Genomic DNA, 16,088 nt, shown 5'->3' with positions numbered 1-16,088 from the left:
AAACAATGAAAGAGATAAAAGCGATTATTCAGCCGTTCCTGCTCTCCAAGGTAGTCGAAGCCTTGAAGGAAATTGATGGTCTCCCAGGCGTAACAGTATCGGACGTGCGAGGCTTCGGTCGCGCACGTGCCGTTGGCTCCCCGAGCCCAGTGCTCAAGGAAGGCGTCGAGTACGTCAAGAAAGCGAAAGTGGAGATCGTGGTACCTGATCGACTAGTAGAGTCAGTTCTGAAGGTAATCCTTGAGAAAGCTCACACCGGCAACCCAGGAGACGGAAAGGTTTTTGTTTATCCCGTGTCCGACGTTGTGAAGATCAGGTCAGGCGAACGAGGTGAAGCCGCCATATAGGCGGGAACTCTGAAAAATGGTGCCGACAGGAACAAAACGCGGAATGCGAGCCCAAACCGATTGGTTTGGATTGGGTTCCAGTTCTCTGTTTGTGTTTATCGGTGCTTTACTGCTTGGTCGAGCCATGTGGCACATGCTTATGCACAATGACTTGATGCTTCGGACGCTCATGGGCGGCGCCTTGTTTATCGGCTTGGGTGTGTTGTTCGCACGCGAGGCGCTGCGGTCGAGCTCATCTCGAAAAAGGTCTTTCAGGAAATGAGAAAAGAGAGCTTAGTGAGGGGAAGTAGCAAGGTGGTGTATCAGGCCTACTATCACGAGGGCGGTTACGAATCCCAAAAGGAAGAACCACTTTTCGCGTCGCGTCATCGACCAGCATCTTAACTCTGTGATCGCAGTGATTGTTGTGATTTCTGAGCGATAAAAATGTGAGGCAGTCCGGAAGAATGATCGACAGCAATTCACCAACTACGGCGGACGATGTTTGGAATAGTCGTTGTTCTCGCGGCAATGATTCTGACGGTCCTTTTATGTGGTGGATGAGTGGACATCCCGTGGAGTAGGAGGGTTACCGGTCGGATCTGTGTAGTGCACAACGGCGTAGTAGCTGGCGGGGTTCTAGCCGGACCGGGCCAAGGTGATGTGTCCGCAATGGCGTCCGACGACTTCCCGACTTCCACGCTGACCGACTTCGGAAGGGGGGTTGTTCTCTGATAACTGGAACAGCACGAGAAGGTATTTTCGTCTGGAGCCAATTGCCGGTATCGTCCGTAAGCACGATGGACAAAGTTTTTGTTCGCTTTGAAGCGATCGCTTTTTGGGGCGCTTGACTGTAAAACTCTGAGAGCCCATCGAAATTCTAGCAGTCAGTTCATCTACGTCCGGATGAGACCAATTAGCGACGCGCCTGCAAAACCTTTCCTGTTAGCTTACCAGGGATTTGTGCAGTTTTTTGGGCTGTTTTCCACGTCGTAGCAGTCACCCTTAGTCTTCGATGAAAGATCGCACAAATTGAACCCGTAGTGGCGAACTCTGCCGCCCATCAAATTGTGGTTTGCGATCAGGAGCGCAAAGCATTGGATATTTCCCTTAACCGCCAATGTTCTGACCTCCGAATATCGAGCAAGACTACCGTAATCATTGCCTTCACCTATGACTATCAATACCTTCTTCTGAGGGTCTGTCCGGGCAGCGAGGTGTCGCAGAGCTATTTCAAGACCGTCGTACAAAACGGTTCGTCGGTTGTCCCAGTTCTTTATTTCAATCGGTGTTATTAACCCACTAACAGGATCCAGTGGAGTCCAGTCTTGGATCAAGTCCGGTTTGTCTGCATACGTAACGATGAAGACCTGAGACACGCTCGCACCGAGGGTCTTATCGATTAACTGCAATGCATCGTTTTCCAAGGCGATCACTGGCTTCCTGGTGATAACTCGCATCCGCTAAGATCCCCAGCAGAACGTTGGGAACGACGTCCCCCTTCTCGGGTTCTGTCGCCATGTTTCGACTGGATGTGTCAGCGGGGATTTCTCCACGATGGACACAACCTGCCATGAAGAGCAGAGCTAAGAAAACATACAGAATCCGAGCGTGACTTCTCATAGCATTCGTCTGGTCTCCCCGCCGTCGACTCGCGAGCTGCGATAGTTGCATGCAGGCTGCGTGTTGAATGTTTTGTTCCTCTCGTGTACGGGCAGCGGGCCTCTTTACGCACGCAACATGCGTAATCCACTGCCAATAACAATGAATTCGCTGATTTCATGGCCGAGAACAGCTATCGGCAAAGTGAACCAACCGCCAATCGCGCCGACGACAAGCGCCGCGATCACGATTGCCGATAACGCCAGGTTCTGGTGAACTATTCGTTGATTCCGTCTGGCCAACTGTAACGCATACAAAAGGCTTTCCAAGTCATCGGCCATCAACGCAACATCGGCCGTTTCCAACGCCACATCCGAACCCGCAGTTCCCATCGCGATGCCCACAGTGGCCTCTGCAAGCGCAGGTGCGTCGTTCACGCCGTCCCCCACCATAGCAACATGTCCGTATTGCTCAGCCAACTCGCGCACCTTCAGGACCTTGTCATGTGGCTTGAGGTCGGCAAACACTTCGTCAATACCGACCTCCTTGGCAATGGCCTGAGCGGAGCGGAAGTTGTCACCTGTGAGCATCGCAACCTTTCTCACACCTGCCGCGTGGAGCTTGGCGATGACCTGGCTTGCGTTGGCCCGCACCTGATCGCGAATGGCGATCAACCCCCATATGGAACTCTCTGTCCCAACGAGTACCACTGTCTTACCATCCGCCTGCAATCGCTCGATATGAACTTGCACGTCGTCGGGCGGGACAGTCTGGCCTCGAAAGAACGCGGGACTGCCCACGTAAACGTTCGAGCCGTCCAGTGAAGCAGAGGCGCCAACACCCGGGAGCGCGCGAAAGTCGTTGACCGCAACAGGATCCGTATTTTGTGCCGCCGCGTATTCCACAATTGCACGCGCCAGTGGATGCTCGCTGTTTTGCTCGATGCCTGCTGCCACAGATATGAACTGCTTCTCGTTAAGTGGGCCTTTCGCCGAGCCGAGAAGCATCACATCAGTTACGGCCGGCTCGCCCCGAGTAATCGTGCCTGTCTTGTCCAGCGCGATGACGGTAATTTTTGCCAACTCCTCGACATACAGCCCACCTTTGATGAGGACACCTTTGCGTGCTCCGGCCCCCAATGCAGCTACGAGTGTGATCGGAATCGAGATCACCAGCGCGCAAGGCGCAGCGGCAACAATCAACACCGTGGCCCGAGTGAGCCACATCGTCCAGTTGGCAGCGAGCAGGAGCGGGGGCGCTATGGCTACAGCAATTCCAAGCGCCAGAACCGCAGGGCTGTATCGCTTTCCGAATTGTTCGACGAAGCGCTGCCTCTTGCCCTTCTTCTCCTGCGCTTCCTGAACCATTTGGATGATCCGCGAGATGGTATTTTCTGCGAATGCCTTTGTTGCTCTTACGTGCAGTGCCCCTGTCCCATTGATCGAGCCGGCATATACAGCATCGCCCACACTTTTATCGAGCGGAACACTCTCGCCGGTGACAGGGGATTGATCGACGCTGGACGAACCGCTCTCTACTTCGCCGTCAGTGGGCATCGCTTCCCCCGGCCGAACCACAAAGAGGTCGCCGACTTGAATCTCCCCTGCTGGAATCTCGAAAAAGCCGCTGTCCCGTTGAACCCTGGCCGTCTTCGGCGTTAAATCCATCAGCGCACGCACTGCCGAGCGAGTCTTCTCCTGCGTGTAGCCTTCCGCAGCTTCTGAGATCGAATATAGAAATACGAGCATAGCGCCTTCAGCGCCCTGGCCCATTGCGGCGGCTGTTATGGCGGCGATAGTCATCAGCAACTCGATCCCGATCTCATGCTCAACAAAGAGCTCCTGTATCGCCTCGCGACCGAAGAAATAGCCGCCGACCATAATGACGATCAGGTAGATAGCTAGCGAAACGGATTCCGGTCCCCCGGCCAGGCCTGCCAACCAACCCACCAGCAGGAGAAGACCCGAAGTTGCGGATGTCAGCACCTTCGCATTGCGCCACGGCTTCGGAGGGGCAGCCAGGGTTCGTCCCTGCTGTGGAGGAAAGCCCATCTTCCTGAGCCTCTCGCGCACACTATCGGGCGAAACAGCTGCCGGATCGAACTCAAGCGTGACTTTCGCCGCCTTGGGGTACACCCGCAGCTCGAAAATGCCAGGCGTATCCTTCAGGCCGCGAGTGATGACAGCAGCTTCGTTCTCGCAATCCAGATTCGCTACGTAGATGTCCAGTCGCTTGTGCTCCATCGTATTCAGCGAGCCCCTTCCACGATTTCAAGCACGATACGTTCGACCTGCGATGCCAGGTCTTCGATTCCTGCGTTGGGGTAGAACTGCGCAATCGAACTGGGCAGGAGCGTGCTGATGTGCGTCTTACCCTTCTCCACATAAACACTGATAGGACACGGAAGCATCAGCGCGATCTTCACATCCTTCTCCAGCACTTGGCTGGCGTACTTTGCGTTGCAGATCTCGACGATCTTCAGTGGCTCCCTCGGAAAGCCCTTCTCGGCGAGAGTGGCTGCCACGTCGTGCGTGTGTAGGACGCGGAATCCTTTCTCTCCGGCCTTCCTCTCGATGGCTGTCACGGCTTCATCAAATCCCTTGTCAGTCGTTACCGTGCGTTCAAATGCTTCCATGTTTGTTCCTCCTATGACTGCCGAACCCGCTTCAGATTGCGGCTTCACCGCGTTCGCCTGTGCGGATCCGAATCACATCGTTTACTTGGTACACGAAAATCTTGCCATCGAGCGGATTCCCAGTATGAGCATGCTCCTGAATTGTCCGTAAAACTATTTCAAGTAGAGCATCGGAAACAACGGTCTCAATCTTCGTCATTTTCAGGTGCTCCGTTGCCGGCTCGCCGTTCTCGGCAGCCATTCGTGTCCGAGAAAGCACTCGCACTTCTGATACGGCGACACCGGGCATGTTCTCGACTTGGCGAAGGCTATCTAAGACTTTGTCCAGCATGAAAGGCTGAATGATCGCTTTGATCTCGTGCATGTTCTCTCCTTAGAATTCCGCTTCTTCGCGTCGCCCTTCGAACCACCGATAAATCGTGGGTAAGACGACCAGAGTCAGAAGTGTTGACGTAATAAGGCCACCAATGACAACTGTCGCGAGCGGGCGCTGAACTTCTGCGCCGACTCCGGTGCTCAGTGCCATTGGAATGAACCCAAGGCTCGCTACCAGTGCTGTCATGAGCACTGGGCGAAGCCGTGTCTTTGCACCTTCGAGAACTGCGTCTTCGACTGACCGACCTTCCTGGCGGAGTTGGATAATGTACGAAACAAGAACCACCCCGTTCAGTACCGCGACGCCGAAGAGCGCGATGAACCCGACAGCGGCGGAAATGCTGAAGGGCAATCCCCGCATTTCCAGCGCGAACAGCCCACCAGTGATCGCCAACGGTACGTTTAGAAAGATCAGCGCGGCCGGTCTCCACGAGCCGAACGCCGTGTACAGCAACAGAAATATAAGAGCCATGGTGAGCGGCACCACCACTGCCAGTCGCCGCGTGGCCTCCCGCAACTGTTCGAACTGGCCGCCCCATTCGACGTGATAGCCCGGCGGCAGCGAGACCTTCGCTCCGACCCTCTGCTGCGCTTCGGTGATGAAGCTGCCGAGATCGCGGCCACGAATATTCGCTTCGACTGTGATTCGCCGCTGCACGTTCTCGCGGCTGACCTGTGCCGGTCCCACTTCAACGTTGACATTCGCGAGTTGCGACAGCGGCACAACTTGTCCTTCGGCGGTTGAGATCGGAAGGTTCGCGAGGGCTTGCGCATCCGCAGAAACAGACTCGGGCATGCGCACCGCCAGTGAGAACCGCCGTTGCCCTTCAAAGATCGTGCCGACAACTTTGCCGACACGTGCCGCTTCAAGGGTGTCCAGCACTTGCTGCGCAGTGAGTCCATAGCGCGCCAGACGGTTTCGGTCGATGCTGGCGCGAATGACAGGAAGCCCCGCGGTCTGTTCAACCCGCACATCGGCAGCTCCCTTTACTGTACTGAGCACGGCAGCAACCTGCTCGGCTTTGTCGTGGAGCGTGTCGAGATCATCACCGAAAATCTTCACCGCGATGTCGGAGCGTACGCCGGCGATCAGTTCGTTGAAGCGCATCTCGATAGGCTGGGTAAAGGAAAAGCCCACCCCGGGGACCTGCTTCTCCAGTTCCTCCTTCATCTCAGCGATAAGCTGATCGCGGGATATATCGTGCTTCCATTCCGACCGTGGCTTCAGAATGACGAACATGTCAGACGATTCGATTCCCATCACGTCAGTGGCGACTTCAGCGGTTCCGGTGCGGGTAACAACCGTCTTCACTTCGGGAAAATGTCTAACAACACGCTCAATGCGAGTGGCGGTATTAAGCGATTCCGTCAGCGAAATGCTGGGCAGACGTATCGGCTGAAGCAGGATGTCACCTTCATCGAGGCGGGGAATGAACTCGCGTCCGATGAAGAGAAACAGAACGACACTCACGAGGAAGAGAGCGAGCGCAAGCCCCGCGACCTTCTTGCTGTTCCGCGTCGCCCAGGCGAGTGTCGGATCATAGATCCCTCGTGCTCGGCGCATGAACCACGTCTGCTCTTCACGGCCTTCGCGCAGGAAGAAGGACGCGAGAACTGGCATTAACACCACCGCCAATACCAGAGACCCGACCAGGGCGAAGATTACCGTTATCGCCATCGGCCGGAACATCTTCCCCTCGACGCCGCTAAGGGAAAGAATGGGAAAGTACACGAGGATGATGATGAGAACGGCAAACACCACAGGTCTAATGACTTCTGTAGCTGATTCCCGAATGGTTGCAAATCGGCCAGCAGGTCCAGCGGCTTCTCGTCTCTCGTGCAGCCGACGAGTGATGTTTTCAATCATCACCACGGAACCATCGACGATGATGCCGAAGTCAATCGCTCCGAGGCTCATCAGATTGCCGCTGACTCCAGCCGCCAGCATGCCGATGAAGGCAACCATCATTGCCAGCGGAATGGCGGATGCGACGACCAGCCCGCCGCGGAGACTGCCGAGAATAAGCAGCAGGACGGCCACGACTAGTAACCCGCCTTCCAGCAGATTCTTGCGAACTGTGTGCAGGACGCGATCGACGAAACTTGCCCGGTCGTAGAACGGAACGATCTTTACGCCCTTCGGTAGCGACGCTTGAATCTCGGTGATTTTGTCTTTCACGCGGGCCACTACTTGGTTCGCATTCTCGCCCGCCAGCATCATGGCGACGCCAACGACAGTTTCTCCTTTCCCATTCGCAGTAGCTGCACCGATTCGCAACATCGAGCCTTCGCGAACGTCCCCGAGGTTCTTGACCAGCACCGGCACGCCTCCCGTGCGGGTTGCAATGACAGTGTTCTCGATATCGCCAATCGACTTGACGAGGGCCTCGCCCCGGATGACGTACTGCTCCTGGTTATGTTCTATGTACCCACTGCCGGTGTTTGCATTGTTCTTCTCCAGCGCCTCGAATACTTCTTGCAGTGAGACCTTGAACGCGATCAGTTTCTTGGGATCGACGACCACTTGGTACTGCTTTGCATATCCGCCTTGAGTGTTCACTTCGACGATGCCAGGCACGGAGCGGAGACGGAACATGATGTCCCAGTCAAGGATGGTGCGGAGTTGCATAGGCGTGTAGCCCTCGCCCTCGACGGTGAACATGTAAATCTCGCTCAGCCCGGTCGTCATCGGTCCGATCTCAGGCCGGCCATATCCGGTCGGAATGCTTTCTTCGGCAGTGCTGAGGCGTTCGGAGACGAATTGGCGGGCTAGGGGAAGGCTCGTCCCGTCTTCGAAAATCACTGTTACTGCCGAGAGACCATAGCGTGACACGGAACGAATCTGCTTTACGCCGGGAATACCCGTCATCGCGCTTTCGACGGGGAAGGTGATGTATTGCTCCACCTCCACTGCGCCCAAGGCTGGGCTCTTGGTCAGGACTTGCACTTGAACCGGAGTGATGTCGGGCACAGCGTCAATTGGTAATCGCTGCATGGCCGCGACCCCGGCAATCACGAGCAGCACGGCGAAGGCGATCACAAGGAAGCGGTAGCGGAGGCAGAGATCAATCAGGCGTCCCATCGGCTAGTCCTCATCCCCGCTCAGCTTCTCTTTCTCAAGTGCCGATTTCAGGTAGAACACTCCACGAGAGACCACCTTGTCTCCCGCCTGTAGCCCATCTTTGACCTCAATCCAATTGCCCGCGGTTTCACCGACTTCCACCTCGCGCTTTTCGAAGTGCGTCGAGTCGCGCTGAACAAACGCGATGTGCTTGCCCTCCAGCTCTTGAACGGCCGAGGTTGGAATTGCCAGAGTTGAACGACTGCGGGCTGCCGGAAGGCTCACGGTGGCATACATGTCGAGCTTCAATCGGCCGTCGCGGTTAGGGACAACACAACGTGCTTTTGCAGTACGCGAATTCGGGTCCAGGTAATCGCTGACGTCAGTGATCGTTCCATGGAACGTCGCCGGATATGAAGCGACTGAAACCGTGCAAGCGCCGTGTGTGGCGATACCTGCAACGTCCTTTTCAAACACATTGGCGACGGCCCAAACCGAAGAGGTGTCTACGATCGTGAACAGTTCACCTTCCGGGCTGATCTGGACTCCAGGCGCTACGCTGAACTTGGTGATGATTCCTGCGAAGGGCGCCCGTAATACGGTCGTTGCTGTCGCTGGCTGCAAGGCCGATCCCGATATCCCATAGCGCTGGAGTTTTTGTTGAGCGGCAGCTAAATCGGCCTGCGCGCTTGTTACCGCAGCTTCAGCCTGCTCATACTCACTTTGCCGGAGATCCAGTTCTCGCTGAGAAATGGCCTCGACCTTGATCAGGGCCTTGGCACGGTCCAGGGAACGCGCGGCAACAGCGAGTTGCGCCTTTTCTTTGTTCACTTGTGCACTCAATCGGCGATACTCGCTGCCCAGTTCTCCAACCTCGATGTTGTCGTACTCCATCAACGGCTGATGTGCAGCGACGCGATCACCGAGTTTCACGTAGATCGTCTGCACGACGCCGCGGCTCAGCGGTGTTACATGAGCGACTCTCGCTTCGTCCGGCGTGATGATCCCGGTAGTCTCAGTGTTGACGCTCAGCGTGCGTTCAGCGACCAGGACAACGTCAATCTGGGTATTGCGCTGTGCCTCGGGACTCAATTGCACAACATCTGACTGTGCCTCGCGCTCTGCATTGGCGGGAGCAACCGCGGGCTTCTTGTGAAACAGCAGGGCAAGAACCACGACAGCCCCGATGACGACGGTCGTTCCAATCACGATGAATCTCTTCACGTTCAAAACTCCTTCCCAACGGCCGCTTCTATCATGGCCAACGCAATCCGACGGTCGTAGAGTGCCTGGTTCAATGTGGTCAACGTCTCGCTGTAGACTCGCTCGGCATCCAGCAACCCGATCAGGTCTAATTCCCCGAGACGATAAGACTGCTCGGCGCTGTCGCGTGCTCGCCGGGCAATTGGCACGTATTCACTCTCGATTGCAGCGACTCGCTGCGACTGAGTGGAAAATGATTGTTGAGCCTCGAAGGCCTCGCGCTGAACCGACAATCTGACTCGCTGCAGTTCGAAGTCCTGACGGGTGATGTCGGCAGAGGCTCGGGCTATGCCCGGCTGATTGCGATTGAACAGTGGCAGAGGAATAGAGACACCTGCGTATAAGGTGTTCAGACCGAAGTCTCGCTTGTACCCGAAGCTCGGCGATACGTTTGGCACCGCCAGTGATTTTTCGAGCGTGAGCTGCGAGCGGTTGCGCTCTAAGCGCTGACGCTCGGCCACGAAGTCGGGACGATTCTCCAGCGCGAGCCGCTGCAACTCGTCACGATTTGGTACAGTGACGCTGGTTTCCAAAGAATCGGCGGCTTCAAACGTCTTGTTCAGGTCGGATGCGCCTATCAGTTCCAGCAGAGCAGCGCGACCGTTGTTGAGGAGCAGTTGCGATTCCAGTAAATCATTGAAGAATCTCAGGCGCTCAGCCTTGATCCGCGCAAACTCCAGGCCAGAGATCTCACCTTGCTTGTAGCGGACTTCGTTAAGACGAATGAGATCGTCGAACCCTTGTAGCAGCTCTTGGGCAAGGTGGAGTTGGGCCTCCGCCAGTACGACACCGTAATAACGCCTCTTCAGTTCGAGAGTGAGCTGGCGACGGGTGTTCTGCACATCCGACGCGGTAGCAGCCAAGTCGTTCTGCGCTACAAGCGTTCGTTTGCCGCGTTTTCCGGCCGTCTCGATCGTCTGGCTTATGCGTGTAGTCAGCTCCTGATTATTCAGGAATGACCCCGGCTGCGGCTCAAAGACAGGGTAGCTCTCAGAGGTAATCTCGAACTCTGGGTTGATACGCTGTCGGGCTTGTCTGACAGCGGCCCGTGCGAGCGTGATGTTCTGCTGGTCTCGCAACAGTTCGGGACTGTGCGCCAGCATCAGTTCACGTGCCTGCGCGAAGGTCAGGCGTTCGGGTATGTCAACCTGCTGCGCGAAGGCGATAGACGCCATACACAGAATTGTTAGCAGCAGGACTACGCGCTGCAAAATGCAGCGCGGATCACAATAGTTCCTCACACGTACTCCTGGCGAAGGTTGAAGGCTGGCGTTGAGGACGGGACGCATACCAACGACCCAACCGCGACAGCCTTGGGTTGACTCAGTTAGTTCGGATTACGATTCGCTCAGGCTAGGCTCTTGGAGGGTGGTAGGGCGGAGACGGAATCGAGCTGACGACCGTAACGCTTACTTCCTGCTGGATTTCTGTTGAGAGGATCAGCGAAGGGAGGACAACCTGTGCCGTAGGGGCGATGTGCGCGCAACAGAAACAGTCCTCTTCGTGCTGGCATCCGAATGGCTGATTTCCCGAGTGCGCAGTCGAGACTGTGGTGGACGCGGACGCCAATGTCGGGTCATCGTCACTGCTGGCATCGGGCACGGCGATACCGACCAACATAATGACGAGAGCCACGACGGCGATTGCTTTGAGCCACTCAGACCGCATCGCCACAATCATAACCGATGTTGTTTCGATAGGTGTTCGCAGCCGCGGTGCGACACCTTTTGACCGACTCCTGCCACCCATCTGAATTAACGTCTTCTGAGAACCTACTCGCCTTGTACCACGGTAGAATGATTGAAGCATCCGAGCTCCGAGAGTTCGGTACATTCGGTACAAATGAAGCGAGAAAAAGAGTGGCTTCCCGGCTCCTAAGCGACGCCGAATGAAGCATTTAGAAGTTGACTCTATCTTGGTTCGGGACCAGGGGGTCGGAGGTTCAAATCCTCTCTCCCCGACCATTCTTCATTTTTCACCCTCTGAAAGATCAGATCGAAGGGCTTTCTGTAAGTAGGGTAAAGACTTGCACCGTCGATCTCGCAGTTCAAAAGCACCATTTTGAGCAATTGGGCTTGTTCGGCGGGTTTCCGCGTAAGGTACAGAAAATACGCCTTGTTCGCGAGTTCTAAAATCCTTTTCGCATCCAGCAGCCGGTCGTTGTTGTTGGAGTCCTGAAGTCCGGCGAGGGCCATCGTGATCCGTTGTTCTTCCGCCTGCCATTCGATCATCTTGCGTTGCCAGAAGTCTTCCGCAATCTTTCCGTCGAGCTTGTCGGTGTACGACTGATCCATACGGCGACGCACTGCCTCCAACTTCTGTTCCAACCGAGTGCGTTCACTCGCAGCTTGACTCTTCTGGCGCAGTTGGTCGCGCTCCAATGACTGTTCGATCCGAGCGGCAACCTCATCCGGGACATGAATGTTCTTGAGAATGGTGCCAAGCTTTTCTGAAATCTCCTCTTCGCGGAAACGCGGCAAATCGCATTTTCCACGATAGCCACTGCAACGGTAGTAAACGTACTTGCCTTTCTTCCGTTCCGCCGTCACGGTGCAGTGGTCGTGAGCACAGGTCAGAAGACCACGAAAAGCAATCTCGTGCTTGCGGTATTTGCTCTTGTGGTGTCCGTGAATCACATCCTGCACCGACTCAAACAAGGTGGGAGAGATAAAAGTCTCGTGGGTACCGCGATAGCTCTTTCCCGCCCACTCGAAGATTCCTATATACACTGGGTTGGTGAGGATGGTGTGCAAATAGCTCCGCGTGATGATCTTCCCGAATTGTTTATGCACAGCCTGCCGCAACGTGATTAATGAGTAATTGGCGGTCGCGTAGCGTTCGAAAATGAACTGCACGATCTTGGCATTTTCGGGATGAATCTCGATGCTCCGCGTTTCGCGATTGTTGCGGTAGCCGAAGGGAGCGCGTCCAGGATAGATGCCCTGCTCGGCCTTCTCCCGCATTCCTTTGATCACTTCTTCCCGCAGGTTCTCCACGTAGTTGCGGGCGATGAGCAGATGCAGGCCATGAGTGAGCTTGTCTTGCGAGCGCGAGTTTTTGGAAAGAACCTGATTCTCTTTCACGAAGTGAATTTCCGTCTCCAGGTCTTCCAAGGTTACCGCATCGCGGAAGTTGCGGTACAGGCGGTCGGTTTTCTCCACCAACACGATCCGGCAGGAGCGGGTGCGTTTCAGGAACTCCACCATCTCGCCAAAGCTCTTGCGCCCTGTGGTCTTGGCGGTTTCGACATCGACGAACTCGCGCACAATGCGAAACCCATTACGAATGGCGTACTCGCGCAGCAATTTCAATTGCGCGGGAATGGAGTAGCCTTCCTGCTCCTGTTCGCGGCTGGAGACCCGTGCGTAAAGAACGGCTGCGATGAGAGCGACAGTTTGACCGGACATGGAATCCCCCTACAGAAGCAATTGCTGCATGTTACGACGAGACTAGCGCAGTGGAAAGATGAGCGTGGGACGAATTATGGATTTCTACATGGGTTTCGTCGCTTCCCGGTCCCAGCGGTCGAGCAATTCAAAGAACTGGCGGAGTTGCGAGATGGAAGCGTCATCCAGTCCCCAATCTTCGGCGCTCGTTTCTGGCGAGCGATTCGGCATGGATCGGAGGCTGACAGTCTGATGGCCTTCCGTGAATGACGGCTGTTTCCCGTTGGCGGCCATCCGAGGAGAACGCTCCCACTCTGACGATAGAGTGGAAGATGGAGGCCGATTCATACTTCTTTCGACGGACTTATTCCCTTGCGATATCAATTCGAACGCCTCGAACATTGAAGTCGAGTGGGTCTGCGTCGTGGCTGAAAGGGAATGGATGACAAAGGAGATGGGAAAGGCGAAACGGCCAAGGGAAGGGAGTCCGCCCTGCGGCTTTTCTTGTTCGTGGTCCGGGGGCCATGCAGCGGCGGCCTGTCGGCCCGCCGCTGCACGCCGGGTGCGTGTGGGTGTTTTGCGTCGCACCGGGCAGCCGCCCGGCATTTGTGGTCAGTCGATGAGATCGCAGTGGATGGAGATGGTTGGTTCGGCGGCTTGTTTCTTCGGATTATGTGGAGAACGGTGCTTCGTCCACTTTCTTGCAATTGGCTGGTCCAAAGCATGGTCGGGAGGTGCTTCGGGTGGATGTTCTTGACGATGGCACGCCGTGCAAAGCAGGGCCGCGACCGACGGCGTCGGTCGCAGTACCAAATGTGGCCTAACTGCGAATTCGAACTCGCTCGGCCAAGCCGCTAGCAGTCTCGGGTGTTCCAACAACCGCCGGCAAAGATAGTAGCGTTGCTGGTTGCCGGTCGCGATCAGCAGTTTCATTGTTCCTTCTCCCATGTACCGGATCACAGGCGCGAAACGTCGTACTAAGCCAATCATCTGCGACAGAGTGCTGACATGGGGTTGATCCACGATGGCGACGCCGAGTCGTCCGTCGGGAAGCCAGAGTAGGAATTCTTCGCGCAGATACGGTCTTCCGCCGCGCTGCGGCAGAGCGCTTGCCGGGCAATTGTTGTCGGTAAAGGTCGTGATCTTTTCTTCGTGATCCAAGATGAACTCCGCTGGCCATTTGCGAGCGGCAAGATAGAAATCCACGGCCAGCAGACGGGTCTGCACCGTCGTCAGTGGATGGCGGCGTCGCGCTCCGGAGTCGCGTTCAAGGTGGCGGGTGGTGGATTTGGTGACTTGGTACACGACAGGATATGCGGTGACACGCCGCAGGAAGCCAGCGTTTTCTAGTCTTCTGAGGTAGCCTCGGGCCCGCCTGGGCGTGTCGGCAAGCTTCAACTCTTCAGCATGAGCTACAGTGCAGTACCCGCCCAAAGCAACAAGCAGTTTCAGGAACGCTTCGGACTTCTCGTCGATCATTGCCGAGCGGGTACGGAAATTCTCAGTTGTCATCTCCACCTTCCATCCGTCTTCGAGTGTGGTGGTTCGCTGGTTACGTTGGGTGACAGCTTCCGCTAGGGGGATACGACCGACCGTGGACGATTGACTCTGGGTAAGCTTGATGGATGGGAGTGGAACGAGAGAATCTTGATGGGTTACGGCGGCGGCTTCGGCGCTGGAGAGATAGACGCCGTCGCACGAGAAAAGTTTCGTCGATGGCGGCAAAATAGTCGAAAATTCTGTTGTAACGAAACTACCCGCCGCTACCAAACTTGGTAGCGGTGTTTGGGGAAGGCATGGACTTCCCCGAACACCACCCCGACAGCACTTCCCCAAGGAAGCGCCGGTAACGGAATGGTATAAAGGCAAAACCAGGCCGGAAATGTGGCGGCAAATCTGCTACGAAAATTACCGCAGCTTTCACGCGGCGTTCTCCTGAAGCTTCAGGTCCACGGTGTAGCCGAGGCGCTCCAAGCGGCGGACCAGGTTGCGAGTCAGGTGATGTTTGTTGAGCTTGTCCAGGTAGAGGTCGCCAAGGTCGTTGTAGGAGACTTGCTGGGAAAGCATGTGATAGATGGCCACCAAGATCTTGTGGGCGATGGCGACGGCAGCGCGCTTGTATCCGCGCCGCGCTTTGAGGCGGTAAAACTTGTCTCGTAGATAGGTGCCCTTGGCCTTAGCTGCGGAGTTGGCAGCCTCGACGAGGGCGCACTTCAAGTACACATTCCCCCTCGGGGTGCGGCTGCTCTTGCGCTTGCCGGCGGACTCGTTGTTGCCAGGGCAGACCCCAGCCCAGGAGGCCACCTGCGAGACGCTCTCGAATACGGTCATGTCGATCCCGAGTTCGGCGATGATGACCGCAGCCAGGGTCCAGTCCACGCCTGGGATTTCATCCAGCAAGTCCAACTGCGACGCATAGGGCTCGAGTTTCTCCCGGATGCGTTGCTCAAGCACCATGAGGTCCTTCTCTACCGATTCCACGCGCTCCAGTTGCAACTTCAGCAGAAAACGATGGTGCTCTTCGACTCGTCCTTCCAAGGCGAGTCGAAGAGCAGGAATCTTGCTCCGCATCTTCCGCTTGGCCAGTTCGGCCATCTCCTCGGGGTTGGCTTTGCCCTCGATAAGGGCGCGCAGCATCAGGCGGCCCGAGACTCCGAACACATCGCTGGCCACGCTGGCCAGTTTGATGTTGGCGGATTCCAGTAGCTTCAGCAGACGGTTGCGCTCGGCGGCTTGGCTTTCCACCAGCTTGCGCCGGTAGCGGGTCAGGTCGCGAAGCTCACGGATCGACCGGGGCGGAACGAAGCTAGGCCGCAGCAAACCATGACAGAGTAAGTCGGCCAGCCACTCCGCATCCTTCACGTCGGTCTTGCGTCCAGGGACTTTCTTCACGTGCTGGGCGTTGGCGACCACGATCTGCAACGATCCTTCCAGGATCGCGTAGACCGGCTGCCAGTACACACCTGTGCTTTCCATCGCCAGATGCGTGCAGTCTTCGGAGAGCAGCCAGTCCCGCAGGCATAGCAGCTCTCGCGTTGTGGTGCCAAAGGTCCGCATCTGCTTCTGCATTCTTCCGTCTTCCCGAACCGTTAACAAGCAAGCCACCACTGTGGCTTGATGCACGTCCAGTCCACAGCCACGCTCCACCAAGGTCCGCATAACGCCTCCTAGGGAGGCGATTGCTGCGTCGCAGGTCTCGTACAGAAACTGCTACACGTCCTTCCCATTCCTGGGTGCGACCAACAGTGGTACCTTTACCGACGCGGATCAGTCTCGACCAGCGGGATCAAGTCCTCACACGATTTACAACCGACCTTCAAGCAATCGCCTACCGCGAATGCTTGTACCACGACCCTGACCCGCATCGCTTCCCAGCGTTGAGCACCTATTTTCATTCTCAGTGGTGCGCCAACCGGGCCCATGGTGTCTCACCAGAGATT

The 16,088-nt window shown here is 56.2% G+C and carries 12 protein-coding genes and 1 pseudogene; 1 reads left to right on the top strand and 12 read right to left on the bottom strand.

Annotated elements, in window-relative coordinates:
- Positions 1-5: 5 nt before the first annotated feature.
- The gene (locus VN577_08310) at positions 6-347 is read left to right on the top strand and encodes a P-II family nitrogen regulator (protein ID HWR14816.1); all 342 of its coding nucleotides are present in this window, start codon (positions 6-8) and stop codon (positions 345-347) included.
- A 929-nt stretch (positions 348-1,276) separates the two neighbouring features.
- Here the strand turns inward: VN577_08310 and VN577_08305 are convergent.
- The 12 genes and pseudogenes from VN577_08305 to VN577_08250 form a co-directional block, all read right to left on the bottom strand.
- On the bottom strand, positions 1,277-1,786 hold the full coding sequence (locus tag VN577_08305; GenBank protein HWR14815.1) for a hypothetical protein: 510 nt from the start codon (positions 1,784-1,786) through the stop codon (positions 1,277-1,279).
- A gap of 267 nt (positions 1,787-2,053) precedes the next feature.
- Positions 2,054-4,171 carry a cation-translocating P-type ATPase gene (locus VN577_08300; protein HWR14814.1) on the bottom strand — a complete coding sequence of 706 codons (2,118 nt, stop codon included), beginning with the start codon at positions 4,169-4,171 and terminating at the stop codon, positions 2,054-2,056.
- 5 nt (positions 4,172-4,176) lie between these two features.
- Entirely contained in the window at positions 4,177-4,563 is a 387-nt protein-coding gene (locus tag VN577_08295; protein ID HWR14813.1) for a DUF302 domain-containing protein, read from the bottom strand.
- A gap of 31 nt (positions 4,564-4,594) precedes the next feature.
- Positions 4,595-4,927, bottom strand: coding sequence for a P-II family nitrogen regulator (locus VN577_08290; protein HWR14812.1), 333 nt, complete (start codon positions 4,925-4,927; stop codon positions 4,595-4,597).
- 9 nt (positions 4,928-4,936) lie between these two features.
- Positions 4,937-8,020, bottom strand: coding sequence for a CusA/CzcA family heavy metal efflux RND transporter (locus tag VN577_08285; GenBank protein ID HWR14811.1), 3,084 nt, complete (start codon positions 8,018-8,020; stop codon positions 4,937-4,939).
- Between the two features lie 3 nt (positions 8,021-8,023).
- Positions 8,024-9,223 (bottom strand): efflux RND transporter periplasmic adaptor subunit, encoded by a 1,200-nt coding sequence (locus VN577_08280; protein ID HWR14810.1) that lies wholly within the window; start codon positions 9,221-9,223, stop codon positions 8,024-8,026.
- A 2-nt stretch (positions 9,224-9,225) separates the two neighbouring features.
- The gene (locus tag VN577_08275) at positions 9,226-10,437 is read right to left on the bottom strand and encodes a TolC family protein (protein HWR14809.1); all 1,212 of its coding nucleotides are present in this window, start codon (positions 10,435-10,437) and stop codon (positions 9,226-9,228) included.
- Between the two features lie 178 nt (positions 10,438-10,615).
- Positions 10,616-10,930, bottom strand: a complete 315-nt coding sequence (locus VN577_08270; GenBank protein HWR14808.1) for a hypothetical protein — start codon at positions 10,928-10,930, stop codon at positions 10,616-10,618.
- 242 nt (positions 10,931-11,172) lie between these two features.
- Positions 11,173-12,669, bottom strand: a complete 1,497-nt coding sequence (locus tag VN577_08265) for a recombinase family protein (protein ID HWR14807.1) — start codon at positions 12,667-12,669, stop codon at positions 11,173-11,175.
- 84 nt (positions 12,670-12,753) lie between these two features.
- Positions 12,754-12,996: a hypothetical protein gene (locus VN577_08260; protein ID HWR14806.1), complete on the bottom strand. Its 243-nt coding sequence runs from the start codon at positions 12,994-12,996 to the stop codon at positions 12,754-12,756.
- Between the two features lie 264 nt (positions 12,997-13,260).
- Positions 13,261-14,373: a hypothetical protein gene (locus tag VN577_08255; GenBank protein ID HWR14805.1), complete on the bottom strand. Its 1,113-nt coding sequence runs from the start codon at positions 14,371-14,373 to the stop codon at positions 13,261-13,263.
- Between the two features lie 327 nt (positions 14,374-14,700).
- Positions 14,701-15,807 (bottom strand): annotated as a pseudogene (locus VN577_08250) (IS110 family transposase).
- Positions 15,808-16,088: the final 281 nt, after the last annotated feature.

This window comes from Terriglobales bacterium (assembly GCA_035561515.1).
In the GTDB taxonomy this organism is placed as follows: Bacteria; Acidobacteriota; Terriglobia; order Terriglobales; family Acidobacteriaceae; genus DATMXP01.
This window is presented reverse-complemented; position numbering and strand designations above follow the sequence as displayed.

Excerpts from the sequence above, each read along its gene's own strand:
- VN577_08310 (HWR14816.1), top strand. The coding sequence starts at position 6 with ATGAAAGAGATAAAAGCGATTATTCAGCCGTTCCTGCTCTCCAAGGTA.
- VN577_08305 (HWR14815.1), bottom strand. The coding sequence starts at position 1,786 with ATGCGAGTTATCACCAGGAAGCCAGTGATCGCCTTGGAAAACGATGCA.
- VN577_08300 (HWR14814.1), bottom strand. The coding sequence starts at position 4,171 with ATGGAGCACAAGCGACTGGACATCTACGTAGCGAATCTGGATTGCGAG.
- VN577_08295 (HWR14813.1), bottom strand. The coding sequence starts at position 4,563 with ATGGAAGCATTTGAACGCACGGTAACGACTGACAAGGGATTTGATGAA.
- VN577_08290 (HWR14812.1), bottom strand. The coding sequence starts at position 4,927 with ATGCACGAGATCAAAGCGATCATTCAGCCTTTCATGCTGGACAAAGTC.
- VN577_08285 (HWR14811.1), bottom strand. The coding sequence starts at position 8,020 with ATGGGACGCCTGATTGATCTCTGCCTCCGCTACCGCTTCCTTGTGATC.
- VN577_08275 (HWR14809.1), bottom strand. The coding sequence starts at position 10,437 with ATGGCGTCTATCGCCTTCGCGCAGCAGGTTGACATACCCGAACGCCTG.
- VN577_08270 (HWR14808.1), bottom strand. The coding sequence starts at position 10,930 with ATGCGGTCTGAGTGGCTCAAAGCAATCGCCGTCGTGGCTCTCGTCATT.
- VN577_08265 (HWR14807.1), bottom strand. The coding sequence starts at position 12,669 with ATGTCCGGTCAAACTGTCGCTCTCATCGCAGCCGTTCTTTACGCACGG.
- VN577_08260 (HWR14806.1), bottom strand. The coding sequence starts at position 12,996 with ATGAATCGGCCTCCATCTTCCACTCTATCGTCAGAGTGGGAGCGTTCT.